Raw genomic sequence first — 24,030 nt, 5'->3', positions numbered from 1 at the left:
CGGCCCGCAAGCTGCCGACCCGGCCCGGATATCGTCGCCCCGGCAGACGACGGACCCGTGAGATGCGCGCGGGCGCACCTTCCAGGAGTGACCCATGAGCAGGCCGGCACCCCCAGACGACGCCCCCGAGCTGCGCCGGCGGCTCGGGGTGTCCGACGCCGTGACCATCGGCCTCGGGGCCATGATCGGCGCCGGGATCTTCGCCGCTCTCGGCCCCGCCGCCCGCGCGGCCGGGACCGGTCTGCTGCTCGGCCTCGCCGTCGCGGCCGTCGTGGCGTACTGCAACGCGACGTCCTCGGCCCGGCTGGCCGCCCGTTACCCGGCATCGGGCGGCACCTACGTCTACGGTCGTGAGCGGCTCGGCGACTTCTGGGGGTACCTTGCGGGCTGGGCGTTCGTGATCGGCAAGACCGCATCCTGCGCGGCCATGGCCCTCACCGTCGGCTCCTACGTGTGGCCGGGCCAGGCCCATGCGGTGGCCGTCGCCGCCGTCGTGGCGCTGACCGCGGTGAACTACGGCGGGGTGCAGAAGTCCGCGTGGCTGACCCGGTGGATCGTGGCCGTCGTCCTGGCAGTGCTGGCGGCCGTCGTGGTCGCGGCGCTCTCCTCCGCCGAGGCTGACGCCGCGCGGCTCGGCATCGGCGGCGACGTCACCCCCGGCGGGATCCTCCAGGCCGCGGGCCTGCTGTTCTTCGCCTTCGCCGGGTACGCACGCATCGCCACCCTCGGCGAGGAAGTAAGGGACCCGGCGCGCACCATCCCCCGGGCCGTCCCGATCGCGCTGGGCATCACACTGGCCGTGTACGCGCTGGTGTCCGTGTCGGTTCTCGCCGTGCTGGGCCCCGGCGGGCTGGCCGCGGCGAGCGCGCCGCTGGCCGACGCGGTGCGTGCCGCCGGGGCGTCCTGGCTGGTGCCGGTCGTCCGCGCCGGCGCCGCCGTGGCGGCCCTCGGGTCGCTGCTGGCGCTGATCCTCGGGGTCTCGCGCACCACCCTGGCCATGGCCCGCGACCGCCATCTGCCGCACGTGCTCGCCGCCGTCCACCCCCGGTTCGGGGTCCCGCACCACGCGGAACCGGCGGTCGGCGCCGTGGTCGCGGTGCTGGCTGCGACGGCGGACGTGCGCGGCGCGATCGGCTTCTCGTCGTTCGGCGTGCTCGTCTACTACGCCGTGGCCAACGCGAGCGCCTGGACGCTCACGGCCGGCGAAGGGCGCCCACCGCGGATCGTCCCGGTGCTGGGGCTGGCCGGCTGCCTGGTCCTGGCCTTCGCCCTGCCGGTCGCCTCCGTGGTCACGGGAGGCGCGGTGCTGGCGGCCGGCGCTGCCGCCTACGGGGTGCGCCGCCTCGTCGCCGCGCGCCGCTGACGCGGACCGCAGGGCGGCCACCGGGGCCGCCGACCGGGCCGGGATCGAAATCGGTCGCGATTCGGGGTCGGCCTCGCGGCGGTTTCGGGGCAGGCTGGGCCCATGGCTGAACTGCGCGATGTGAAGGGCCTGGAGCAGGCGCTGCGGGACGCCGTGCGGGGTGAGGTCGCGTTCGACGCGGCCGCCCGGGCGCTGATGACGATGGACGCCTCCAACTACCGGCGGGTTCCCGACGGGGTCGTCTCGCCCCGGGACACCGACGACGTCGCCGCGGTGCTGGCCGTCTGCCGCGAGCGCGGCGTGCCCGTGGTGGCGCGGGGCGCCGGGACGTCGATCGCCGGACAGGCCACCGGCGCGGGCGTCGTCCTCGACTTCACCCGGCACATGAACCGGATCGTCTCCCTCGACCCCGGGGCGCGCACCGCCGTCGTCCAGCCGGGCGTGATCCTGGACGGTCTGCGCCGGGAAGCGCAGGCGTACGGGCTGACGTTCGGTCCCGATCCCTCCACGCACAGCCGCTGCACGATCGGCGGCATGATCGGCAACAACTCCTGCGGCTCCCACTCGGTCGCCTGGGGGACCACCGCCGACAACGTGCACGAGCTCGACGTCCTCGGCTACGGCGGCGAGCAGGTGCGCCTCGGCCGCGGCGAGCGCACCACCGGTCTCCCCGACCGGCTGCGCACGGGGGCCGACGCGCTGGTTGCGGACCGCCTGGCGCTGCTGCGGACCGGATTCCCCGAACTGCCGCGCCGCATCTCCGGCTACGCGCTGGACGAGCTGCTGCCGGAGAAGGGCGCCGACTGGGCCCGCGCGTTCACCGGTTCGGAGGGCACGCTCGGGGTGCTGACCGAGGCGACGGTCCGGCTGGTGGACTCGCCCCGGGCCCGCGCCCTGGCGATTCTCGGCTACTCCGACGAGAGCGCGGCGGCGGAGGCCGCGCACACCCTGCTGCCGTACGGGCCGCTGACCGTGGAGGGCATGGCGACCGACCTGGTGCCGCCGGTCTCCGCCGCCGCGCTGCCGAAGGGCGGCGCCTGGCTGTTCGTCGAGACCGGGGGCGCCACGGCCGCGGAGGCGCGGGCTCGCGCCGACGAAGTGTGCCGGGCGGCCGCGGCCGGCACGACGGACCACCTGGTCGTCGACGACCCCGCCGGTCAGCGCAAGCTGTGGCGCATCCGCGAGGACGCCTCGGGCACGGCGACCCGGATGCCGGACGGCAGCGAGGCGTGGCCCGGCTGGGAGGACTGCGCGGTGCCGCCGCCCAGGCTCGGCGCCTATCTGCGGGACTTCCGGGCCCTGTTGGCCGAGCACGGGCTGCGCGGCATCCCGTACGGGCACTTCGGCGACGGCTGCATCCACGTCCGGATCGACTTCGACCTGCTCACCGACGCCGGCAAGCAGCGCTTCCGCGACTTCGGGACCGACCTCGCGGACATCGTGGTGGCGCACGGCGGTTCGCTGTCGGGCGAGCACGGCGACGGTCAGGCGCGCGCCGAACTGCTGCCCCGGATGTACGGGCCCGAACTCGTCGCCGCATTCGGGGAGTTCAAGGATCTGTGGGACCCGTCGAACGGCCTGAACCCGGGGATGCTCGTCCGGCCGCACCGGATGGAGGAGAACCTGCGCTTCGACGTGCTCCCGAAGCAGCCGGTGGACGTCGAGTTCGGCTACCCGCACGACAACGGCGACTTCTCGGCGGCGGTGCGCCGCTGCGTGGGCGTCGCCAAGTGCCGCAACACATCGGCCGGTTCGGGGGTGATGTGCCCGTCCTTCCGGGCCACCGGCGAGGAGCAGCACTCGACGCGGGGCCGGGCGCGGCTGCTGCACGAGATGCTGGCCGGCGAGGTCGTCACCGACGGCTGGCGGTCACCGGAGGTGCACGAGGCGCTCGACCTGTGCCTGTCCTGCAAGGGCTGCCGCAGCGACTGCCCGGTCGGGGTGGACATGGCCACGTACAAGGCGGAGTTCCTGCACCAGCACTACCGGGGCCGGGTGCGGCCCGCTGCGCACTATGCGATGGGGCGACTGCCGGACTGGTTGCGGGCGGCCGCCGCCTCCCGGCTGGTGCCGGCGCTCAATGCCGCGGCACGCAGCCCGCTGTCGGGAATCGCCAAGCGGCTCGCCGGGATCGCTCCCGAGCGCCGGATCCCGGAGATCGCGGCGGAGCCGTTCAGCCGGTGGTGGGGCGACCGCCCGCGGGCGGGGGAGGGGGACGACGCCGCGCGCACGGTCGTCCTGTGGCCGGACACCTTCACCGACCACCTGTCCCCGTCCGTCGCCCGGGCCGCGGTACGGGTGCTGGAGGCGGCGGGGCTGAGGGTGGTGCTGCCGCCGCAGGGGAAGGTGTGCTGCGGGCTGACGTACGTCTCGACGGGGCAGCTCGACAAGGCGCGGGCGGTCATGCGGCGCACGCTGGACGTCATGGAGCCGGTACTGGACGCGGGCCTGCCGGTGGTCGGGCTGGAGCCGAGCTGCGCGGCGGCGCTGCTCAGTGATGTGCCCGAGCTCGTGGGCGGGTCCGATCCGCGGGCGGCGCGGCTGGCGGCCTCGGTGAAGACGTTCGCCCAGGCCCTGGACGAGTACGCGCCGGACTGGGAGCCGCCGCAGGTGAACCGTCCCGTCGTCGGCCAGGTCCACTGCCACCAGCACGCGGTGCTCGGCGACGCAGCGGAGCGAAAGTTGCGGGAACGGGCCGGTCTGACCGGTGAGTTGAGTCGCGGCTGCTGCGGTCTGGCCGGCAACTTCGGCTTCGAGAAGGGGCATTACGAGGTCTCGGTGGCCTGCGCGGAGGAACAGCTGCTGCCGTCCGTGCGGGAGGCCCCGGAGGGGGCGCAGATCCTCGCTGACGGCTTCTCCTGCCGCACCCAGCTGGACCAGCTCGCCGGGCGCACCGGACGGCACCTCGCGGAGGTGCTGGCGGACGGGCTGCCGCCCGGGGACTGAGGCGCGACCGGCCCGGAGAAGGGACAGCCCGTTGGCCCATTGCAGGTGCTTCGGGGGTTCGCTCCCTCGGGTCGGAGTCCTGCACCACGCAAAGCATGGGCCGGCCGGGCAGGGGGGCGGGGCTGCCGCGCGAACCCCGGAGGGCGGCCGGCTGCCTGCGCGAGGGGCAGCGCACGCGCTATCCGGCACCGGCATGGGCGGGGCTTGCGGAGCGCGGGTGGGTTTCGTACATCCGGACCGCGACGACCAGGCCGGAGAGGGCGGTGAGAGCGGCGACGGCCCAGATCGCGGTGGTCAGGCCGTAGGCGTCGGCGAGGCCTCCGGCGAGGAGCGCGCCGACGGCGAAACCGCCGTCCCGCCACAGCCGGTAGACACCGACGGCGCGGGCCCGCCAGATGGGGTGGGCCACGTCGCCGATGGCGGCTAGCAGGGTGGGGTAGACCAGGGCGGTGCCGATGCCGAGCACGACCTGGGCGGCGGCCCACACGGTGAAGGTGGTGCCGATGGCGACGGCCGCGATGGCGACGGCCTGCAGCAGCATGCCGGCGGTGATGAGGTGCTTGCGGCCGATGTGGTCCGACCACCACCCGGTGAGCATCTGCCCGGCGCCCCACACGGCCGGATAGAGCGCGGCCAGCACGCCGATCCGGGCGACACCGAGGCCGTGGGCGGCGAACAACAGCGGGAAGATACCCCAGGCGAGGGCGTCGTTGAGGTTGTTGACCAGGCCGGCCCAGCTCGCGGTCGACAGGGCCCGGTCACCGAGACTGACGCGCCGGGCGATCTGCCCGGTGCTCAGTTCCCCGTGGTGGCTGGGGTTCCGGGAGCCGGAATGGCCGGCGGCCTCCAGGCGCGCGTGCCCGCGGGTCTCCCGGACGGCCAGGGTGGAGAGCCCGAGCGCCAGGAGCGCATAGGCGGCGCCGAGCAGGAAGGGTTCCGGTCGCAGTCCGAAGTGGTCGGCGACGGCGCCGGTGGCCACGGCCGTGACGGCCACGGCGACGTATCCGGCGGCTTCGTTGAAGCCCATGGCCAGCCCGCGGCGTTCCGGTCCGACCAGGTCGATCTTCATGATGACGGTGGTGGACCACGTCAGGCCCTGGTTGATGCCCAGCAGGACGTTGGCGGCGACGATCCAGCCCCACGAGGGCCCCCAGGCCAGCATGGCCGGAACGGGCAGGGCGACGAGCCATCCGGCGACCAGCACCGGTTTGCGGCCGTAGCGGTCGGAGAACGTGCCGGCGAAGAAGTTGGTGACGGCCTTGGTGGCGCCGAAGGCGACGATGTACGTCAGGGCAGAGGTGTAGGCGGACAGGTGGAAGACGTCGTCCGCCAGGAGCGGCAGCACGGTGCGTTCCTGGCCGAGCATGCCGCCGACCAGGGCGTTGACCACGACGAGCAGCGTGAACTGGGCGAGGTTCGCCCGCAGGCCCAGCCGCAGGGTGTGCTGCCGCGCCGAGCGGTCGGCCGGTGTCGTGGTCACGCGCTCTCCTCCAGGGTGCGTCCGGTGGCGTTCGCCCAGACGGCGGCGCCACCGGTCAGTACGGCGGGCGTTCCGGCCCCGTTGCGGGCGAGGAGGCCGGCCGCCGTCATGGCGCGCTCTCCGTGGCCGCACATCACCACGGCGCCGGGCGGTGCCGTGGCTGCGGACGGCGCGTGCAGGGTGCGCAGGTCGCGGCTTGCGTCGACGGCCGGCGCGCGGCCGTCGCCGAGGTCGAGGAGGTAGGAGGTGTTGCCCAGGCCGGCGTCGACCAGGGGGATCAGGTGGTCGTCGGTGAAGCTCATGACGGTGCCTCCTCGGGGACGCGACGGAGTGACCGGACGCCACCCACGCAGATATAGTATTCCATGGAATATTGGAGAAAGGAGGGGAGTCGTGGGAGACCCCGAGCGCAAGGCTGCTCTCTACGATGCGCTGGCCCGGACCGGCAAGGCGCTGTCCAACGGCAAGCGGCTGGAGTTGCTCGACCTGCTCGCCCAGGGCGAGCGCAGTGTCGACGCCCTCGCCAGGGCCGCGGGTCTGGGCGTGACGACGGCCTCGGCGCACCTGCAGACGCTGAAGCAGGCCGGCCTGGTCGTCACCCGGCGCGAGGGCACCCGCGTCCACTACCGGCTCGCCGGTGACGATGTCGTGGCGTTGTACGGGCTGTTGCAGCAGGTCGCCCGTACTCATCAGGCCGCGGCGGATGCCGCCCGCGCCGCCTACCTCGGTCCCGAGGACACCGACCACCTCACCCGCGACGAACTCCTGGAACGGGTGAAGGACGGCTCTGTCGTTGTCGTCGACGTCCGGCCCGCCGAGGAGTACGCCGCCGGCCACATTCCCGGGGCCCTGTCCCTACCCCTGGGTGAACTCGAGGCCCGTCTGGGTGAACTTCCCGCGGATGCCGAGGTCGTGGCCTACTGCCGGGGCGCCAACTGTGTCCTCGCCCATGACGCCGTACGCCTGCTCGGTGCCCGCGGGCGCCGGGCGAAGCGGCTGGCCGACGGCATGCTCGAGTGGCGGCTGGCCGCTCTCCCCGTCGAGCCGCGCGCCGCGTGACGCTGCGAGCGGAGCCGCCGTCGCCCGCCCGGTGCTTGTTCCGGGCGCCGCGTCACGCGTCGTGTCCGACGGCGGACGAGGCCGATCATCACCCGATAAGCGCACATTTGTCGTTCTAATGCTGCTCTCTGCTGGTGCGCCGGGCCGGGACGACTGACGGTGATCACGTCGCCACTGCGATCCGATGAGCCGGCGAGGGGTCGGCCATCGCAGTCGCGGCGGAAGGAATGTGTCCCTATGCGCACAGCCCGCACCCTGTTCGCCTCGGCCGCGACCGCCGCGGTACTCGTGATCTCCGCCCCCGCCGTCAGCGCCCTCGGCCTGGGGGACTGGGACCCGGACAACAGCTCCTCCTCCAGCAGCAGCGAGCAGGAGAAGTCCGGCAAGGAGGCGAAGAGCGACGACTGGAAGAAGGACAAGGAGCACGAGAAGTCGTGGGAGCACAAGAAGCCCCACGGCGGCATGCGCACCGGTGGCGGCGCGCTGGCCCGGGTGACGGCCGACGACCCGAGCGGTGAGGCCCGGTCCGGTGGCGACGAGCGCGAGAAGTCCGGCAACGAGGAGAAGCGCGAGGAGTGGAAGAAGGACAAGGAGCACGAGAAGTCGTGGGAGCACAAGAAGCCCCACGGCGGCATGCGCACCGGTGGCGGCGCCCTCGCTTCGAAGACCGAATGGGACCCGAACAGCAACTCCTCCGGCAGCGGCGAGCAGGAGAAGTCCGGCAAGGAGGAGCAGGAGAAGTCCGGCAAGGGCGAGGACTCCTGGAAGGGCGAGCAGGAGAAGTCCGGTAAGGGCGAGCAGGAGAAGTCGTGGAAGGACGACCACGACAAGTGGAAGCACGAGAAGCCGAACGGCGGCGTCCACACCGGTGGCGGCGCCACGGCCGTCAGCGGCAGCAGCGCCGCTGCGGGCTCGGCTCTGCTGCTCGGCGGGCTCGCCGTCGCGGCGTACCGCATGCGCCGCCGAGGCGCTTCGGGCGGCGCGGCCGCCTGACGGCCGGCAGTCCCGGCACGACCGCGGGCTGCCGTGGCCATCGCTCCGGCGGTGGCCACGGCCGCCCCGCACCCCCGGCAGCGCCCCGAAGTTCCCGCACCGACATGCCCGTTCCGCCGCGATCCGGCGGCGGGCGGCGCTCCCGCAGCGCCGGTGATCCACCTCGCACGACGAAAGGCACGCACAGATGGTCGCCCAGCAGCCCTCCGGACCGGCTCCCGCCCGGAAACCCCCCGGCACCCGTTCCCTCGGCAAGGCCCTGCTGTGGCCCGCCGCCTCGGTGGGGCTGGGCGCCCTCCTGATCTTCAACTCCTTCGACACGAACGCGGAGGGCGAACCCCAGGCCGGATCCGTGGTGACCGCACCGTCCGTGGCCTCCGAACCGGGGAACGGCATCCGCTCTGCCGACCCGGCCCTGCCGCGCTCCGAGCCGGAGCGCATCCGGATCCCGGAGATCGCCGTCGACGCCCCCTTCACGCCGTTGACGCTGAACAAGACCGGGCAGCTCAACGCCCCGCCGCCGAACCACAAGAACCTGGCCGGCTGGTTCGAGGGCGGTGCCACACCCGGTGAACGCGGCACCTCGGTCGTCGCCGGGCACGTCGACACCAGGACCGGGCCCGCGGTGTTCCTGAACCTCAGTTCACTCAAGCAGGGCAGCACGGTGGAGATCGCCCGTGAGGACGGCGTGGTCGCCACGTTCGAGGTCGACTCGGTCGAGACCTTCAACAAGGACGACTTCCCCGACGATCGGGTCTACGCGGACGCCCCGACCGCCCAACTGCGGCTGATCACCTGCGGCGGCGACTACGACCGGAAGGCCAAGGACTACGAGGACAACGTCGTGGTCTTCGCGCACCTCGCCTCCACCCGGCTCGGCTGACCCGCCTCCTCGCTGCCCGGGCCGGGATCCGGTCCGCTGCTCACGGAATTACCCCGGTGGTGGATGCCCGGACCTACGATCGGGGCGTGACGGTCGAGTTCGAGTGGCGGGGCGACGTCGACAACGCGTCCCTCAACGCGCTGCACGCCGAGGGCTTCGGCGGTCCGCCCGGCACCGTCGACTGGTGGACCCGGCTGCACCGGCACAGCCTCGGCTGGGTGTGCGCCCGGGAGGCCGGCGCCCTGGTCGGCTTCGTCAACGTCGCCTGGGACGGCGGAGCCCATGCCTTCCTCCTCGATACGGTGGTGGCCGAGCGGTGCCGCGGCAGGGGGCTCGGGGCGGCGCTGGTCGCAACGGCGGCCGGGGAGGCCCGCGCCGCGCGGTGCGCATGGCTGCATGTCGACTTCGAGGAGCACCTGCGGCGGTTCTATCTCGACGCCTGCGGTTTCCGTGAGACGGCGGCAGGCCTGATCGCCCTGTGACTCCGGGGCCCTCGTCTTGGCGAACTCTTCTCCATGGGCGCGTCAGGACCGTGTGCGTCGGGTCCGGCCCTTGGCCGGCAGCGGTGCCGGACGCCGGGGGCTCCCCTGCGCGGCCGGATCGGGGTCCGGCTCGGACGGGAACTCCGCCCACACCGTCTTGCCGACCGCCCGCTCGCGGACGCCCCAGCGCGTGGCGAGCAGGCCGACCAGCAGCAGCCCCCGGCCGGACTCGGCGTCGGGAGCCGGAGGTGCGGCGTCCCGGTCCGGCAGCCTGTCGTCTCGGGTGTCGCCGACCTCGACGCGGATCGTGCGGCCGTCGAGCGTCAGGCGCAGCTCGAAGTCCCGCCCGGGGACGCGGCCGTGGGTCACGGCGTTGGCGGCGAGTTCGCCGACGATGACGGCTGCGGTGTCCGAGGGGTCGCTGTCGTACGGGACGCCCCATGTGTCGAGCTGCTGGACGGCCAGGTGCCGGGCGAGGCGTGCCCCGTGCCGGGTGGAGCTGAACCGCTGGGTGAACACACCGGCAGGGGTGATGATTTCGGCTTTCACGTCACCCAGCGTGGCCGGTCGGGCCTACCCTGACCAGGAAAGACCCCGGTACGCAGGGTGCCTGTCCGGGTGCGGACGGTGTCCTGTCCGCCGCGGCGGCCGTGACCGGAACGCACGGGGAGGTGGCGAGATGGCAGGTGTGGGCGGGCCGTCGGAACGACGTCCGGAACCCGCTGAGGACCGTGACGAGACGGTCGACCTGTTCCGCGCGATGGGCAAGCAGGTCAAGCTGTTGCGGGAGCGGGCGGGCCTGACACAGCGGGAGCTGGGCGACCGGCTCGGGTACGGCGAGGACCAGATCTCCTCCCTGGAACGCGGGCGCCGCATCCCGCAGCCGGAGTTCCTGGACGCGGCGGACGAACTGCTGGGCGCGGGAGGCCTGTTGAAGGCGGCAAAGGACGACGTGGTGCGGGCCAAGGCCAAGGCGCGCGTGAAGCATCCGTCGTGGTTCCGCGACTTCGCCCGCCTGGAGGCCGAGGCGGTGGAGCGTCACGATTACGAGACCCAGACGATCCCGGGGCTCCTTCAAACCGAGGACTACGCTCGAGCCATCTTCTCGATCCGTCAGCCGTTGCTCGACGAGCGGACCATCGAAGAGCGCGTTTCGGCGAGGATCGAGCGACAGGAGATCTTCCAGCGCTGGCCGGCTCCAACGCTGAGCTTCACGCTCGAAGAAGCCACTCTGCACCGGCCCTACGGGGGCGCGAAGGTGCTCCGAGAGCAGTTGCGACAGCTCCTGAGCTATGGCCAACTACGCAACGTCCGCCTGCAGGTGATGCCTACGGTGACCGAGGACAATCCGGGCTTCGATGGCCCGCTCGTTCTCCTCACCCCCAAGGGGCGGCAGCAAGTGGCGTATCTCGAGGTCCAAGGACACAGCCGTCTGATCACAGACTCCGAAGAGGTGCGCGTCGTCGCCGCGCGCTATGGGATTATCCGGGCGCAAGCTCTCACGCCCAGGGAGTCCTTGGCGTTGATCGAGAAGTTGGTGGGAGACCTGTGAATACCGGCAAGCGCACCTCGCCATCCCTGCAGCTCGACTGGATCAAGAGCGGCCACAGTGGAGGCGAGGGTGGCAACTGCGTGGAGGTCGCCGCAGCCCCTGCCGCCGTCCATGTCCGGGATTCGAAGGACCGGCAGGGTCCGCAGTTGGCGTTCGCGCCCGCCGCGTGGTCGGCCTTCGTCGCCTTCGCGGCCGAGTTCGCTGCCGACGGTGATCGATCGCCGGGCTCCGGCCGGCCGGGCCGGTCAGGAGCGTAGGGCGCGGGCGTGCCCGGGCCGTCCAGGGGGCTCGCGTGCCCGTCGTCATCGACGTCGGACGGGGCCCGGCGCTGTCGGCGGTCAGCCGGTGCGCAGCCAGACGCGGAGGTCGCCGATCGGGGTGAAGCCGCTGTCGAGTGCCGGCGCGAGGTCGTCCCCGTGCTCGTAGCCGACGAGGGGGAGCCCCGGGAAGTGCCCGGCGGCTGCCGCGATCACCGAGGACCAGGCGCCGGCGACGTCCCGGCCCCCGGCCGCGAAGAGGTTGGACACGCCGACGACGCCCGCGCCCCGGTACAGCACCGCGCCTCCGGCGAGGGCGTCGACGTCGAGGAAGGCGATCACCACGGCCTCCGGGTCCTCCAGCAGCGTCGGCCGGAACACGTCCGGGGCCCCGTCTGCGCCGTGCCAGGCGTCCTGCCACGCGCGCAGCCCGCCGGCGGTGCGGACCCGCTCGGCCCGCAGCGCCGGGGCTCCGGGCGCGGGGAGATCGGCCGCTCGGTGGATCCAGTGGGCGCCGAAGAGTTCGGTGAAGCCGTGCGGTGTGAGGTCGAGCCCGGCGTAACTGTCCTTGACCGAGCACCCGGGCGAGGCGTCGATCCCGAGAAGGACGTCGCCGGGCACGGCGTCGGGGCGCAGCGTGACCGAGTCGGGGTAGTACACCGGGGTGCGGCGGGGACTGCGCCAGACCCGGTCGCCGAACGCCCCGGGGAGCCCGTGGGAGCGGCAGACCGCGTCGCACCACTCGGCGTTGTTCTGCACTGCTGCGGCGAGGAGGGAACTCGTCCCGGCTGAAGTCATCGCCCGAGGGTGGCGGAGCGCGGCTTCCGTCGCACTTCCTTTTCCGGCAGCGCCCCGGTGGAGCCCGCTCTCACCCCGTCGGGACGGCGGCCAGCAGCTTGCGGGTGAACCGGTGCATGTGGGGGTCGAGGGTGTCCACGGGCGTCGTGAGCACCTGGCGCAGGGGGAACCAGCGGACCGTTTCGAATTCGCCCGAGTCGAAGGACGTGATGTCGTCGGGGTCGGCCTGCAGGAGGTACCAGAGCGAGACGTCGGTGTGCTCGCCCGCTCCGCGCGTCCGCGTGACCGTCAGGAAGAAGGGCCGGGTGCCCGACAGCGCCGACGGACGTGCCCCGATGCGCAGTTCCTCCCGGCACTCCCGCACCACTGTGTCCCATGGCTCCTCTCCGGGCTCGACATGCCCGCCGCTGGGGAGCCACAGCCCGGCCTTGCGATGGGCGACGAGCAGCAGCTGCTCATGGGCTTCGTCGAGTACGACGAAGTAGCAGACCAGGTGCTGGTCGGGGACGTCCGGCTTCCGCACCCGGTGCAGCGGGGATCCGCGAGTGATCCACTCCGCAACCACGGCGACGTGGCCGCGCTCCTGGTCGTCCCAGGGGGAGATGCCCTCCACCAGATCCATGAGGCGACGACGAAAAGACCGGTCGGTGTCGTGCGAGGCGCCAGGCGTGGTCACGCGGTCGATGATGCCAACACCCCTGCTCACTGGCGAGGTTGTACCCCGCCTCGTCTCCAGTGCGGGACCTGGGTGCGGGCGCCGGTGGTGGCTCCGGTCCCGAGTCCGGGGCCGTGCGGGCGCCCGCGCGAATCCCGTTGCCGGGCCCGGTGTCGCGGAGGAGCATGCGGGGATGCGCTTTTCGATCAATATTCCGAACTTCGGCGACTTCGCGGATGCCCGGAACGTCGCCACGGTGGCCGCGGCAGCCGAACAGGCGGGCTGGGACGGGCTGTTCGTCTGGGACCACGTGGTGCACGACAAGCGGCTGCGCCGGACCACGCACTTCGGGGACCCGTGGATGCTGCTGACCGCCGCCGCGCTGGCGACCTCCCGGATCCGCCTGGGACCGCTCGTCACCCCGGTCGCCCGCCGACGTCCGGAGCAACTCGCCCGGCAGGTCGCCACGTTGGAATCGATCAGTGGCGGCCGGGTGATCTTCGGGACGGGCCTGGGCGGGCCGATCGAGGACGAGTACGGCAGCTTCGGCGAGCCCACCGACCCGGTCGTGCTCGCCGAACGCCTGGACGAGGGCCTCGACCTGCTGCGACGCTACTGGTCCGGCGAACCGGTGGACCACGACGGGAAGCACTACCGGGTCCGGGACGTCACCCTGCGGCCCGCCACCGTGCAGCGCTCCCGTCCACCGGTCTGGGTCGGCGGTTTCTGGCCGAACCGCCCGCCCATGCGCCGGGCCGCCCGCTGGGACGGCGCGGTCCCGCTGTTCGCCACCGCCCGGCACGGGGAGATCCCGCGGGTGGACGAGGTACGTGACCTGGTCGGATACCTGCGCGGGCAGCGCGGGGACCGCCGCGACGAGCCGTTCGAGATCGTCCTCGGCGGGGCCACCCCCGGCGACCCCGCGAAAGCGCGCGACCTGATCGGCCCATTGCGGGACGCCGGCGCCACCTGGTGGGACGAGCGGCAACTCCAGAGCGGTGATGACCTCGACCGACTCGAACCGGTGCTGCGCCGCATCGAACAGGGCCCGCCGGCATTCCAGGGTTCGCTCTCCGGAGATCGCTGATCGGCTTCCTTTCGGCTCGTTCCTGGTCCGGGCATCAACGCGACGACAGGCCCGCGGCCACCGGCACGGAGTCCGCCGTCCACGTGAACTCGAACTCAGGGATCTCGAAGCCCTGCTCGAAATGGCAGACGCGCTCGTCGGTAAGGACCGCGCCGTGCCGCTCGTAAAAGGCGACGGCACGCACATTCGCGCGCAGTACCTCCAGGTAGACGTCGCGTCCGGGATGTTCGAAGGCAGCCCACGCGAGGCCGTGTTGCAGCAGTCGTCCGCCGATGCCCGAGCCCGTACGGCCGGGCCGGGCGTGCAGATTGTCCAGCAGGAGACGGCCGTCGGAACGAGGAGTCAGATACACGAACCCGTTGATGCTGCCGCCGTCCTCGGCCACGAACAGCCCGGCAGCCGGTCGGGGCTCGGTGAGCCGTCCCCGCCAGAGGGCCAGGCGGTCTTCGAACACGGGGCCGTCCAGGAAGCTCTGCGGCATGATCCCCGGATAAGCCGTGCGCCAGCTGTCGGTGTGAAGTGCCGCGATCTGCTCCATGTCGTCCTGCGCACCTGCTCTGATCTGCATGGCACCAAGCTTCGCGCATGACGACGGCATTGCCGCATCTGCGCGGTGAGCCCTTTCCGGTCTCGTAGATCCTCAGTGCACCGGAACGAGGGTCAGGTAGGCCAGTCCCAGGACACCGCGGTAACCGCGGAGCCACGTACGGCGGTGGCGGTCCACACGGTCGCGGGTCTCCTCCGCCAGCGAGTGATCGGGATGGGCGGCGAGCCATTCCTCGACGTCGGACTGGTAGCCGGACTCGAACTGCTCCCATTCGTCGGCGTTCGCGGTCTCGATCCAGGCGGGGCGGAAGCCCGCGGCGACGGCGAGGTCGACGAGGCCGGGGAGGTCGTGGAACTCGGACTCGGAGGCGTCGGGCCACATGGCCGACAACTCGTCGTCCGACGGCGGACGCTGCCAGAAGCCCTCGCCGAGAAGGACACGGCCGCCCGGCTTCACCAGTCGGCGGAGGACGTGCAGTGCGGTGGCGGTGTTCTCCGGCGGCCTGGCGTCGCTCAGGGCGTGGGAGGCGCTGAAGCACAGAACGAGGTCGGCGGGCCCTCGGACGGTGTCGACGGCGGACTCCCGGACGAAGCGGACGCGCTCGGCCAGCCCGCGGGCCTCGGCGTCGGCGCGCCCGCGGGCGAGGTCGTCCTCCGCGAGGTCGATTCCCACACCGGTCGCGCCGGGCGTCGCTTCGAGGAGACGGAGCATGAACTCGCCCCAGCCGCAACCGATGTCGAGCACCGTTGTCGGGGCGGTCGGGGCGGTCGGGGCGGTTCGGTCGGGGAGCCGGCCGATCATCCTGGCGGCCCGCTCCTCGGAGAGGGGGCCGTGGAAGGTGAGTCGGGTCAGTCGCGGCGGGGCACCGGTGTCATCCATGAGCCGGAAGAGTAGGCACTGCCCAGGCGCCCGGAACACCGGTTTTCCGCATGGTGTGCCAGGCAGGTGGGCGATCGACGGCGGCCCGATCGCCCCGACGTGCTCGTGGACGGTCGGCCGCCGACACCGCGATTCGGCGGCGCGGCGCCTCGACGCAGGCCGTGGAACGTGAAGCCGGGCGGCGACCACGGTGAGCGGAGACGGAGTCCGGCCGGCGGCACGGAGCGTCGTCATGGTCCGCGTCTCTCGAGGCGGCCGGGAGACGCACGTCACATCCGACCGTGTCACAAAGTTCCGGGCTGTTCCGTCGAGAAGGTGCAACTCCCGACAACGACAACAGGAGTACGCATGGAAGCCCGTTTGAACATCATGGCCAGTCCGGTCGCAGCCCAGGCCATGAAGCACATCATCTCCGCGAGCAGGGCGCTCGCGGACTCGACACTTCCCGCCGCGACGCGCGAACTGGTGTCGCTCCGCGCCAGTCAGATCAACGGCTGCGCCGGATGCATCGACATGCACACCAAGGACGCCGCCGCGGCCGGGGAGACCGCGCTGCGCCTCCACCTGGTCGCAGCCTGGCGCGAGGCCACGGTCTTCACCGACGCCGAGCGCGCCGCGCTGGAGCTGACGGAGGAGGGCACCCGCATCGCGGATGCGGCCGGCGGCGTCCCGGACGAGGTGTGGGACAACGCCGCCAAGCACTACGACGAGGACCAGCTCGCCGTCCTGGTGGCCCAGATCGCCCTCATCAACGCCTTCAACCGCGGAAACGTCATCACCCAGCAGCCCGCCGGGAACTACCAGGTGGGCCAGTACCACTGACACCCGAACGGCCGGGCATCTCGTCCGGCGCGGTCGGCAGCAGGCACCCCGGGCACCGCACAGCGCCGCGGAGCCCGGGGTGTGCGGCCCGTTCGTGCATGACGTGGCCGACCCGGCGGCGAGCAACCGTCGGTACGGGCCCGGGCCGGTCAGGCCACGAGGCGTCCTGGCCCGGCACTTCGCGAACGCGCCCCGGCGAACGCCACGGCCGATCGCGCGACGCGCCCGCCAACTCCTGTCATGTGCACCGCCGACGTGGAACGGTGGAAGCTCCGGTCCGTCGGCACGCGCCGACGTGCCGCGCGCCGGGGCCCAACCGACCACCAGGGGGAATGTCATGACACAGCAGCACGGCAGGGTGCGAAGCCGCCGGGGAACGGGATCCGTCGTCTTAGGCCTGATCGTGGGTCTGATCGCAGCGATGCTGGCCCCGACGGCCGCGTACGCCGACCCGGGGGACCCGAACCCCAACATCATCAACTGGAACGTGTTCGACGACTTCACCGGCCCGGCGGGCAACGACATCCCGCTCCGATACGGCCAGCACGACCACCCCGACCAGGACGGCTTCGGCAAATACCACATCGAGGACGGCCACGGGATGGTCCCCGACCACGAGGACATCCAGGAAACCGTCGGCACCTCCGGCTACTGCGTCCCCGCGCCCGACGACCGCGTGATCTGCACCAACACCGAGTTCAGTCTCGTCGTGGTCTACGCCACCCACGTCGACGCGCGTTCCGGGGACGGCAGGCCGTTCGGCATCATCACCGCCTACTACTTCCTGCCGTGCTTCCAGGCGGCGAAGTGCCCGTCGCCGGAACCTCCGGCGAAGGTGAAGACCACCCTCGCCTACACCGGACCCGGCGCCGTGGTGAACGGCTCCTCCGCCCGGCTCTCCGCCAGGCTCACGAACGAGTTCGGCACGCCGGTCCAGGGCCGTTCCGTCCGCTTCACCCTCGGCAGCGGTGACGCCGCCCAGCAGTGCACCGGAACCACAGCCGGTTCGGGCACGGCGACGTGCACCGTCACGGAGGTCGACCAGCCTCCGGGCACCGGCCGGATCGCGCTGACCGCGTCCTTCGCCGGCGACTCCGACTACCACCCGTCCCGTGATGCGGCCGAGTTGGGGATCACGACGCCCACGAAACTCGCCTACACGGGCGACAGGCACATCGCGAACGGCACGTCGGCGCGGCTCGCGGCCCGTCTCTCGGACCATCGGGACACTGCTGTCCCCGGCCGCACCGTCGAGTTCACCCTCGGCAGCGGGGACACCGCACAGCGGTGCACCGGCACGACCTCCGGGTCGGGGACCGCGACATGCACGGTGGACTCGGTCGACCAACCCCTCAACGCCGACGCCACCGTGCCGCTGACGGCGTCCTTCGCCGGTGATGCCTCGTTCCTGGCGTCCGAGACCTCCGCGGAGCTGCGGCTGCAGTATGCGACCGGACGCGCTTACGGGCTCTCGGCCGACGCGAAGCTGGGCCCCCTGCCGCTGCTCGACATCGAGCCGCAGCCCGACACCGGCCGGATCCGTACCGCGCGGGGCTCCACCACCTCCACCCCCTGCGCGGCCCGCTTCGCGTCGCCGCTGCTCACCGTGGAGAAGCTGTGCCCCCGGGTCGTGACCACGCTCGCCCCGGGCACGGTCACCGCGACGGCGACCGTGGCGCATGCGCGGATCGGCCTCCCGGGCCTGCCGCTCATCGAGATCTCCGGTCTGACGTCGACTACCGGCAGCAGTTGCACCAAGGCCACCGGCAGCACCACGCTTGACCTCGAGATCGCAGGGGAGCCGGTCGCGGTGCCGACCGCTCCCAACAGTGAGGTTCCCCTCGCGGGAGGTGCGCGGCTCATCGTGAACGAACAGAAGCCCGTCAGCGGCGCCGACGCCGGGAAGTCGGTGAACGGCGTCAGGCTGGTCCTGGCCGGCGGTGCCGGTGACCTGGTGCTGGGGTCGGCCGAGAGCGCCGTGCACCACTGCGGTGGGTGACGACCGGGCGGAGTACGGCTCGCCGCAGGAGTTCGTGGAGGACTTCCTGCGGCGGGCCCGCCCTGCCCTGGTCGACCTGTTCGACCGCCGTGGCGGCGAACTCGAATCGCTGCATGCCGAGTGGTCGGGGCCTCCGGGTGAGCCCCTGGTCCGGGTCCGGGCCGTGGTGGTGTTCCGTGGCACACGGTTCTCCCACCGCCGGCGCATCTGGCCGCCGAACCACCCCGCGGGCACGCAGGCCGCGATCTACGCGACCGTGCTCGAGGAGCGTCTCCTCACGCGCCCCCGGCCGCCGCACGGGACCGGGGGCGGAGCGCCGACGGAGCTGTGACCGCCGCGCGCCGCCGTCGTCCGGTCGGTGCCTCCCCGTCGGAGCGGGCCGGCGCCGCGTGGGCGGTCAGGGACGGACCACCGGTTCCCGCACTCCGTAGAGGCCGGGGAGGTCGACGAGGAGGACGTCGTTGCGTCGCTCGCCGGCCTGCACGACGTCGTCGTGGAAGCCGTGGAGTGAGTACAGCGCCAGGGTCGTCCCGCTGGTGTCGTGTCCCTGCTCGGCGAGCAGATCCCGGATCCGTTCCAGTCGTTCCAGATCCCGGGCACCGCGTCGCGCTGCGGTCGCCTTGGCTTCGCCGAGCACGGCGATCCGGGCGCGCGGGGACTGGGGGCGTTCACCCAAGACAAGGGCAAGAACGTCCACTTCGTGTCGGGTCCGTGCTGCCGGGTCGGCAACCTCGGTGGTTCCGACCGGCCCGGGGAGGCCGTCCGGCAGTACGGCGTGTGCATGGCGACGCGTCCACTGGCGCGCGAGGTCCTCGAAATGCGGCCCCAGAATCTTCGAGTCGAAGGTGGGGGTGGAGGCCTGCCAGATCTGTTCGGCGAACCCCTCCTCGATCGTGACGGCCTGGGGGAGGGTGACGAGCTGGTTGAAACGGATGACGGGGTCGGCCAGGGTGATGACGGGATGCCGCGTGCGGAGAACGTCCTGTTCGCGTTGCACGTAACCGGTGGAGATCAGGACATCGAGCGGGTGAGTCATCGCGGTGCGCTGCCGCCCCAGAGCGGATCCCACCTTCGTGGGGGTGGTGGCTCCCTGAGCGATGGCCGTGAGGATGTCGTAGTAGAGCGTGTGGTGGGTGATACGAGGGTCTTCCCGCAGGAGGTACTCGGTCTCGGTGCGGGAGTACACGGCGCGTCCGGGGTCGAGCAGCGTGCTGACGAGCCACTGGTCGAAGCCGTTGTTCGGGCTCGGACGGCCCGCAACGGGGAGGTATCCGGGCGCGCCTCCGAGCACGGCGTGCACGCGGAGCGCGGTGAGCGGATCCTCGATCCCCCAGAAGTCCCGGCTCGCGCGGAAGTCGAACGGACCCAGCCGCAGATCGACGACGGCCCGCCCGCGCAGCGGCTTGGCGCCGGACAGCAGCTCGTGCATCACGCTCATCGCGGAACCGCAGAGGACCAGCCGGGCGCCGGTGCCCCCGCCCTGTTGATGCTCGTCGTAGAGCTGCTGGATCAGGCCCGGAACCTCGGGGGAGTGCTGGATGAGGTACGGCAGCTCGTCGATGACCAGCAAGGGCGTAGCCGCCTGGCGTGAGACGACGTCCATCGCATTGACCAGGACATCGCGCCAGTCGCTGAACCGCAGGGTCCCCGGTCGCATGCCGGCGTGGGCGACCACGGCATCGCTGAAGCGTTGCAGGGCCGTGCCGCGGCCCTCTTCGCGGACGGCGGTGATGTACAGGCCGCCGACCCTCTCGGAGAGAGCCCGCAAGAGGTACGACTTGCCGTGCCGGCGGCGCCCGGACACGATGCCGAGCCGCATCTCGCGGGACGGGTCGGCGAGGAAGTCCGTCAGCAGATCCCATTCGCGCTCGCGGTCGACCACGTCGGAGGGCTTGGCCAGGTCATACGTCACGGTGGCTCCCAGTCAAGTCGACTTGAACGGAACTCGTACAAGTCTACTGCTACAGAATCCGTACAACTCGAGTTGACGCTCCGCCACGTCTCCCGGCCCGGCCACCGGCAAAAATCATGCACGCATGCTTGTTTGGTGCGCCGGTCGCTGCCACGCTGACCCGCAGGCCCGCGGCGCCGCTGCCGCACCGGCCGGCCGTGCCCGCACGCCCGACGAGGGGAGCACACCGTGTCCGATGCCCGAACCGTGCTGATCGACCTGCACAGCGAGGGCGAGGAGCTGGACCGGCTGGTCGGCGGGCTGCCGCCCGCGGACTGGAAGCGGCCCACCCCCGCACCCGGCTGGACCGTCTCCCACCAGATCGCCCATCTCGCCTGGACCGACGAGCAGGCGCTGCTCGCCGTCAACGAACCCGACGCGTTCGCCCAGGAGGCCGGGAAGGCCCTGGCCGCGCCGGACACGTTCGTCGACGACGGGGCCGAGCCGCTGGCCGCCCACCCGCCGTCCGAGCTGCTGATGCTGTGGCGGGAGGGGCGCAAGGAACTGGTCGAGACCCTGGTCGACCTCCCCGAGGGCACCCGCATCCCCTGGTACGGCCCGCCGATGAGCATCGCCTCGATGGCCTCTGCCCGGCTGATGGAGACCTGGGCGCACGGGCAGGACGTCGCCGACGCGCTCGAGGTCGCGCGGCCCCCGTCCGCCCGGCTGTGGCACATCGCCCGCCTCGGCACCCGTACCCGCGACTACGCGCACCTGGCCCACGGAATCCAGCCGCCCGGCGAGGAGTTCCGCGTCGAACTGACCGCCCCCGACGGGGAGCTGTGGACGTTCGGTCCCGAGGACGCCGCCCAGCGGGTCACCGGACGGGCCCTGGACTTCTGCCTGCTCGTCACCCAGCGCGCGCACCGCGCCGACCTCGCCCTGCGCGCCGAGGGCGCCGGCGCCGACCGGTGGCTGGACATCGCCCAGGCGTTCGCCGGACCGCCCGGCCCGGGCCGCGAGCCGTCAGGAGGCGCCGCATGAGCGCCCCCCTGCGGATCGGCAACGCCTCCGGCTTCTACGGCGACCGCTTCGACGCCTTCCGCGAGATGCTCACCGGCGGCCCGCTCGACGTCCTCACCGGCGACTACCTCGCCGAACTCACCATGCTCATCCTCGGCCGGGACCGGATGAAGGACCCCGGCCGCGGCTACGCCCGCACCTTCCTCGGGCAACTGGAGGAAGGGCTCGGCCTGGCGCACGAGCGCGGCGTGCGGATCGTCGCCAACGCGGGCGGCCTCAACCCCGCCGGACTCGCCGACGCCGTGCGCGAGCTGGCCGACCGGGTCGGCGTGCCCGTCCGCGTGGCCCACGTCGAGGGCGACAACCTGCTGCCCGAGGCCGCCGAGCGCGGCTGGCCCCCCGGCGTCCTGACCGCCAACGCCTACCTCGGCGGCGCCGGGATCGCCGCGTGCCTGCGGGCCGGCGCGGACGTCGTCGTCACCGGCCGGGTCACCGACGCCGCCCTCGTCACCGGGCCGTGCGCCGCCCACTTCGGCTGGAAGCCGGACGACCACGACGCGCTCGCCGGGGCCGTCGTCGCCGGGCACCTGCTGGAGTGCGGCCCCCAGGTCACCGGCGGCAACTACGCCTTCTTCGGCGAACACGACGTGCGCCGCCCCGGCTTCCCGCTCGCCGAGATCCACGCCGACGGCTCCGCCGTCGTCACCAAACACCCGGGCACCGGCGGCGCGGTGACCGTCGGGACCGTCACCGCCCAGCTCCTCTACGAGACCGCGGGCGCCCGGTACGCCGGGCCCGACGTCACCGCCCGGCTGGACACCGTCCGCCTCACCCAGGACGGCCCCGACCGGGTGCGTGTCGAGGGCACCCGCGGTGAGGCCCCGCCGCCCACCCTCAAGACCGGGCTGACCCGGATGGGCGGCTGGCGCAACGAGGTCGTGTTCGTCCTGACCGGCCTCGACATCGAGGCCAAGGCACAGCTGGTGCGCGACCAGATGGACGACGCCCTCGGCAGCAACCGCCCCGCCGAGGTGCACTGGACCCTCGCCCGCACCGACCACCCCGACGCCGGCACCGAGGAGGAGGCGAGCGCGCTGCTGCGGCTGGTCGTCCGAGACCCGGACGCCGACGCCGTCGGCCGCGCGCTCAGCGGCGCCGCCATCGAACTCGCCCTCGCCGGCTACCCCGGCTTCCACGTGACCGCGCCGCCCGGCAAGGGCGCGCCCTACGGGGTGTTCGAGGCCGTGCACACGGACGCCGCGAGCGTGACCCACACCGCGGTGCTCCCCGACGGTGAACGCGTCCCCGTACCGCACCCGGCGACGACGCTCGAACTCGCGGACGTCGAGGAACCGCCCCTGCCGGAGCCGCTGCCGGACGGGCCGGCCCGCCGGGCGCCGCTCGGCCTGGTCGCGGGGGCGCGCAGCGGCGACAAGGGCGGCAGCGCCAACGTCGGCGCATGGGCCCGCGACGAGCAGGGATGGCGCTGGCTCGCCCACACCCTCACCGTCGACCGCTTCCGTGAACTACTGCCCGAGACAGCCTCGTTGGAGGTGACGCGGCACGTGCTGCCGAACCTGCGGGCACTGAACTTCACCGTCGACGGCATCCTCGGCGAGGGCGTCGCCTCCCAGGCCCGCTTCGACCCGCAGGCCAAGGCCCTGGGGGAGTGGCTGCGCTCCCGCCGGCTGGACATCCCGGAGGTCCTCCTGTGACCGTCCTGCCGTCCGCTCTCGACACCGCCGCGCCGGAGTACGCCGCCAACCGCGAGGCGATGCTCGGCAAGCTGGCCGAACTCGACGCCGAGCACGCCAAGGCCGTGGCCGGAGGCGGTGAGAAGTACACCGCCCGGCACCGCGAGCGCGGCAAGCTGCTCGCCCGCGAACGCATCGAGCTGCTTGTCGATCCGGACACCCCGTTCCTCGAACTCTCGCCGCTCGCAGCGTGGGGCAGCGACTACCCGGTGGGCGCGTCACTCGTCACCGGGATCGGTGTGATCGAGGGCGTCGAGTGCCTCATCACCGCCAACGACCCGACCGTGCGCGGCGGGGCGAGCAACCCGTGGACCATGAAGAAGGCGCTGCGCGCCCACGAGATCGCCTTCGCCAACCGGCTGCCGGTGGTCAGCCTGGTCGAGTCCGGCGGCGCGGACCTGCCCAGCCAGAAGGAGATCTTCATCCCGGGCGGGGCGCTGTTCAAGGACCTCACCCGGCTCTCGGCCGCCGGAATCCCCACCGTTGCGGTGGTGTTCGGCAATTCGACGGCGGGCGGCGCGTACGTCCCCGGCATGTCCGACCACGTCGTCATGATCAAGGAGCGGTCGAAGGTCTTCCTCGGCGGGCCGCCGCTGGTCAAGATGGCCACCGGTGAGGAGAGCGACGACGAATCGCTCGGCGGCGCCGACATGCACGCCCGCACCTCCGGGCTCGCCGACTACTACGCGGTCGACGAACCCGACGCGCTGCGCCAGGCCCGCCGCGTCGTCGCCCGCCTCAACCACCGCCGGGCGCAGCCCGATCCGGGAATCGCCGACCCGCCGAAGTACGACGGCGAGGAACTCCTCGGCATCGTCCCCGGCGACCTGAGGACCCCGTTCGACCCGCGCGAGGTCGTCGCCCGCGTCGTCGACGGCTCGGACTTCGACGAGTTCAAGCCGCTCTACGGCTCCAGCCTGGCCACCGGCTGGGCGGCCGTCCACGGCTACCCGGTCGGCATCCTCGCCAACACGCAGGGCGTGCTGTTCAGCGAGGAGTCACAGAAGGCCGCGCAGTTCATCCAGCTCGCCAACCAGCGCGACATCCCCCTGGTCTTCCTGCACAACACCACCGGCTACATGGTCGGCCGGGAGTACGAGCAGGGCGGCATCATCAAACACGGCGCGATGATGATCAACGCGGTCTCCAACTCCCGCGTCCCGCACCTGTCGGTGCTCATGGGCGCCTCCTACGGCGCCGGTCACTACGGCATGTGCGGACGGGCGTACGATCCGCGTTTCCTGTTCGCCTGGCCGTCCGCCAAAGCCGCCGTCATGGGCCCCCAGCAGCTGGCCGGTGTCCTGTCCATCGTCGCCCGCGCGTCCGCCGCCGCGAAGGGACAGCCGTACGACGACGAGGCGGACAGCTCCCTGCGCGCCATGGTCGAGCAGCAGATCGAGTCCGAGTCCCTCCCGCACTTCCTGTCCGGGCGCCTCTACGACGACGGCGTCATCGACCCGCGCGACACCCGAACCGTCCTCGGCCTGTGCCTGTCGGCCGTCCACAACGCACCCGTGGAGGGCGCGCGGGGCGGCTTCGGCGTCTTCCGGATGTGAGGCT

At 72.5% G+C, this 24,030-nt stretch carries 23 protein-coding genes; 15 read left to right on the top strand and 8 right to left on the bottom strand.

Features of this window, described 5'->3' with window-relative positions:
• The first annotated feature begins 94 nt into the window (after positions 1-94).
• Entirely contained in the window at positions 95-1,363 is a 1,269-nt protein-coding gene (locus M1E25_RS05635) for an APC family permease (RefSeq protein ID WP_251410549.1), read from the top strand.
• A gap of 102 nt (positions 1,364-1,465) precedes the next feature.
• Positions 1,466-4,309 (top strand): FAD-binding and (Fe-S)-binding domain-containing protein, encoded by a 2,844-nt coding sequence (locus tag M1E25_RS05630; protein ID WP_251410546.1) that lies wholly within the window; start codon positions 1,466-1,468, stop codon positions 4,307-4,309.
• A gap of 178 nt (positions 4,310-4,487) precedes the next feature.
• On the opposite strand, the gene M1E25_RS05625 is transcribed toward M1E25_RS05630, so the two are convergent.
• Both M1E25_RS05625 and M1E25_RS05620 read right to left on the bottom strand, forming a co-directional pair.
• The gene (locus M1E25_RS05625) at positions 4,488-5,789 is read right to left on the bottom strand and encodes an MFS transporter (RefSeq protein WP_251410543.1); all 1,302 of its coding nucleotides are present in this window, start codon (positions 5,787-5,789) and stop codon (positions 4,488-4,490) included.
• Positions 5,786-6,091, bottom strand: a complete 306-nt coding sequence (locus M1E25_RS05620) for a rhodanese-like domain-containing protein (protein WP_251410540.1) — start codon at positions 6,089-6,091, stop codon at positions 5,786-5,788. The genes M1E25_RS05625 and M1E25_RS05620 overlap by 4 nt, the downstream gene beginning before the upstream one ends.
• A gap of 91 nt (positions 6,092-6,182) precedes the next feature.
• Here M1E25_RS05620 and M1E25_RS05615 point away from each other — a divergent pair, with 91 nt between their 5' ends.
• The 4 genes from M1E25_RS05615 (at position 6,183) to M1E25_RS05600 (ending at position 9,206) form a co-directional block, all read left to right on the top strand.
• Positions 6,183-6,848, top strand: a complete 666-nt coding sequence (locus tag M1E25_RS05615) for an ArsR/SmtB family transcription factor (RefSeq protein ID WP_251410537.1) — start codon at positions 6,183-6,185, stop codon at positions 6,846-6,848.
• A 237-nt stretch (positions 6,849-7,085) separates the two neighbouring features.
• A complete protein-coding gene (locus M1E25_RS05610) occupies positions 7,086-7,841 on the top strand; it encodes a hypothetical protein (RefSeq protein ID WP_251410535.1) in 756 nt (251 codons plus the stop codon).
• Between the two features lie 187 nt (positions 7,842-8,028).
• Positions 8,029-8,724: a class F sortase gene (locus tag M1E25_RS05605; RefSeq protein ID WP_251410532.1), complete on the top strand. Its 696-nt coding sequence runs from the start codon at positions 8,029-8,031 to the stop codon at positions 8,722-8,724.
• 86 nt (positions 8,725-8,810) lie between these two features.
• Complete coding sequence (locus M1E25_RS05600) at positions 8,811-9,206, top strand: GNAT family N-acetyltransferase (RefSeq protein ID WP_251410529.1); 396 nt, start codon at positions 8,811-8,813, stop codon at positions 9,204-9,206.
• Between the two features lie 42 nt (positions 9,207-9,248).
• Here M1E25_RS05600 and M1E25_RS05595 read toward each other — a convergent pair whose 3' ends face one another.
• Positions 9,249-9,755 carry an ATP-binding protein gene (locus tag M1E25_RS05595; RefSeq protein ID WP_372500525.1) on the bottom strand — a complete coding sequence of 169 codons (507 nt, stop codon included), beginning with the start codon at positions 9,753-9,755 and terminating at the stop codon, positions 9,249-9,251.
• Between the two features lie 130 nt (positions 9,756-9,885).
• On the opposite strand from M1E25_RS05595, the gene M1E25_RS05590 reads away from it, so the two are divergent.
• Together M1E25_RS05590 and M1E25_RS05585 are read left to right on the top strand one after the other, a co-directional pair.
• Entirely contained in the window at positions 9,886-10,758 is an 873-nt protein-coding gene (locus tag M1E25_RS05590) for a helix-turn-helix domain-containing protein (RefSeq protein ID WP_251410525.1), read from the top strand.
• Positions 10,755-11,015, top strand: coding sequence for a DUF397 domain-containing protein (locus M1E25_RS05585; RefSeq protein ID WP_251410522.1), 261 nt, complete (start codon positions 10,755-10,757; stop codon positions 11,013-11,015). Before M1E25_RS05590 ends, M1E25_RS05585 begins: the two co-directional genes overlap by 4 nt.
• An 81-nt stretch (positions 11,016-11,096) precedes the next feature.
• Here M1E25_RS05585 and M1E25_RS05580 read toward each other — a convergent pair whose 3' ends face one another.
• Both M1E25_RS05580 and M1E25_RS05575 read right to left on the bottom strand, forming a co-directional pair.
• Positions 11,097-11,813, bottom strand: a complete 717-nt coding sequence (locus M1E25_RS05580) for a hypothetical protein (RefSeq protein ID WP_251410519.1) — start codon at positions 11,811-11,813, stop codon at positions 11,097-11,099.
• 70 nt (positions 11,814-11,883) lie between these two features.
• On the bottom strand, positions 11,884-12,489 hold the full coding sequence (locus M1E25_RS05575) for an NUDIX hydrolase (RefSeq protein ID WP_251410515.1): 606 nt from the start codon (positions 12,487-12,489) through the stop codon (positions 11,884-11,886).
• 172 nt (positions 12,490-12,661) lie between these two features.
• Between M1E25_RS05575 and M1E25_RS05570 the strand changes: the two genes are divergently transcribed.
• A complete protein-coding gene (locus tag M1E25_RS05570) occupies positions 12,662-13,555 on the top strand; it encodes an LLM class flavin-dependent oxidoreductase (protein ID WP_251410512.1) in 894 nt (297 codons plus the stop codon).
• A 34-nt stretch (positions 13,556-13,589) separates the two neighbouring features.
• Here the strand turns inward: M1E25_RS05570 and M1E25_RS05565 are convergent, their stop codons facing one another.
• Both M1E25_RS05565 and M1E25_RS05560 read right to left on the bottom strand, forming a co-directional pair.
• Complete coding sequence (locus tag M1E25_RS05565; RefSeq protein ID WP_251410509.1) at positions 13,590-14,123, bottom strand: GNAT family N-acetyltransferase; 534 nt, start codon at positions 14,121-14,123, stop codon at positions 13,590-13,592.
• A gap of 72 nt (positions 14,124-14,195) precedes the next feature.
• Positions 14,196-14,981 carry an SAM-dependent methyltransferase gene (locus tag M1E25_RS05560; protein ID WP_251410506.1) on the bottom strand — a complete coding sequence of 262 codons (786 nt, stop codon included), beginning with the start codon at positions 14,979-14,981 and terminating at the stop codon, positions 14,196-14,198.
• A gap of 348 nt (positions 14,982-15,329) precedes the next feature.
• Between M1E25_RS05560 and M1E25_RS05555 the strand changes: the two genes are divergently transcribed.
• The 3 genes from M1E25_RS05555 to M1E25_RS05545 all read left to right on the top strand — a co-directional run bounded on the left by M1E25_RS05555 (position 15,330) and on the right by M1E25_RS05545 (position 18,133).
• Positions 15,330-15,803: a carboxymuconolactone decarboxylase family protein gene (locus tag M1E25_RS05555; protein WP_251410503.1), complete on the top strand. Its 474-nt coding sequence runs from the start codon at positions 15,330-15,332 to the stop codon at positions 15,801-15,803.
• A gap of 403 nt (positions 15,804-16,206) precedes the next feature.
• Positions 16,207-17,802: a choice-of-anchor P family protein gene (locus M1E25_RS05550; protein ID WP_251410500.1), complete on the top strand. Its 1,596-nt coding sequence runs from the start codon at positions 16,207-16,209 to the stop codon at positions 17,800-17,802.
• Positions 17,795-18,133, top strand: a complete 339-nt coding sequence (locus M1E25_RS05545; protein WP_251410497.1) for a hypothetical protein — start codon at positions 17,795-17,797, stop codon at positions 18,131-18,133. The genes M1E25_RS05550 and M1E25_RS05545 overlap by 8 nt, the downstream gene beginning before the upstream one ends.
• Before the next feature lie 66 nt (positions 18,134-18,199).
• Here the strand turns inward: M1E25_RS05545 and M1E25_RS05540 are convergent, their stop codons facing one another.
• A complete protein-coding gene (locus M1E25_RS05540) occupies positions 18,200-19,714 on the bottom strand; it encodes an ATP-binding protein (RefSeq protein WP_251410495.1) in 1,515 nt (504 codons plus the stop codon).
• A 228-nt stretch (positions 19,715-19,942) separates the two neighbouring features.
• Here M1E25_RS05540 and M1E25_RS05535 point away from each other — a divergent pair, with 228 nt between their 5' ends.
• From M1E25_RS05535 to M1E25_RS05525, 3 genes are read left to right on the top strand one after another with little or no spacing between them, the layout of a single operon-like run.
• Positions 19,943-20,737, top strand: a complete 795-nt coding sequence (locus M1E25_RS05535; protein WP_251410492.1) for a TIGR03084 family metal-binding protein — start codon at positions 19,943-19,945, stop codon at positions 20,735-20,737.
• Entirely contained in the window at positions 20,734-22,431 is a 1,698-nt protein-coding gene (locus tag M1E25_RS05530) for an acyclic terpene utilization AtuA family protein (RefSeq protein ID WP_251410489.1), read from the top strand. The genes M1E25_RS05535 and M1E25_RS05530 overlap by 4 nt, the downstream gene beginning before the upstream one ends.
• Positions 22,428-24,026 (top strand): acyl-CoA carboxylase subunit beta, encoded by a 1,599-nt coding sequence (locus M1E25_RS05525; RefSeq protein WP_251410487.1) that lies wholly within the window; start codon positions 22,428-22,430, stop codon positions 24,024-24,026. Before M1E25_RS05530 ends, M1E25_RS05525 begins: the two co-directional genes overlap by 4 nt.
• Positions 24,027-24,030: the final 4 nt, after the last annotated feature.

This window comes from Streptomyces meridianus (assembly GCF_023703325.1).
Classification (GTDB): Bacteria; Actinomycetota; Actinomycetes; order Streptomycetales; family Streptomycetaceae; genus Streptomyces; species Streptomyces meridianus.
The sequence above is the reverse complement of the archived record's forward strand: the minus strand, read 5'-3'. Positions and strand labels throughout refer to the sequence as shown.

Coding starts and splice junctions, on each gene's coding strand:
- M1E25_RS05590 (WP_251410525.1), top strand. CDS start 9,886: ATGGCAGGTGTGGGCGGGCCGTCGGAACGACGTCCGGAACCCGCTGAG.
- M1E25_RS05560 (WP_251410506.1), bottom strand. CDS start 14,981: ATGGATGACACCGGTGCCCCGCCGCGACTGACCCGACTCACCTTCCAC.
- M1E25_RS05610 (WP_251410535.1), top strand. CDS start 7,086: ATGCGCACAGCCCGCACCCTGTTCGCCTCGGCCGCGACCGCCGCGGTA.
- M1E25_RS05570 (WP_251410512.1), top strand. CDS start 12,662: ATGCGCTTTTCGATCAATATTCCGAACTTCGGCGACTTCGCGGATGCC.
- M1E25_RS05635 (WP_251410549.1), top strand. CDS start 95: ATGAGCAGGCCGGCACCCCCAGACGACGCCCCCGAGCTGCGCCGGCGG.
- M1E25_RS05630 (WP_251410546.1), top strand. CDS start 1,466: ATGGCTGAACTGCGCGATGTGAAGGGCCTGGAGCAGGCGCTGCGGGAC.
- M1E25_RS05605 (WP_251410532.1), top strand. CDS start 8,029: ATGGTCGCCCAGCAGCCCTCCGGACCGGCTCCCGCCCGGAAACCCCCC.
- M1E25_RS05565 (WP_251410509.1), bottom strand. CDS start 14,123: ATGCAGATCAGAGCAGGTGCGCAGGACGACATGGAGCAGATCGCGGCA.
- M1E25_RS05555 (WP_251410503.1), top strand. CDS start 15,330: ATGGAAGCCCGTTTGAACATCATGGCCAGTCCGGTCGCAGCCCAGGCC.
- M1E25_RS05530 (WP_251410489.1), top strand. CDS start 20,734: ATGAGCGCCCCCCTGCGGATCGGCAACGCCTCCGGCTTCTACGGCGAC.
- M1E25_RS05580 (WP_251410519.1), bottom strand. CDS start 11,813: ATGACTTCAGCCGGGACGAGTTCCCTCCTCGCCGCAGCAGTGCAGAAC.
- M1E25_RS05620 (WP_251410540.1), bottom strand. CDS start 6,091: ATGAGCTTCACCGACGACCACCTGATCCCCCTGGTCGACGCCGGCCTG.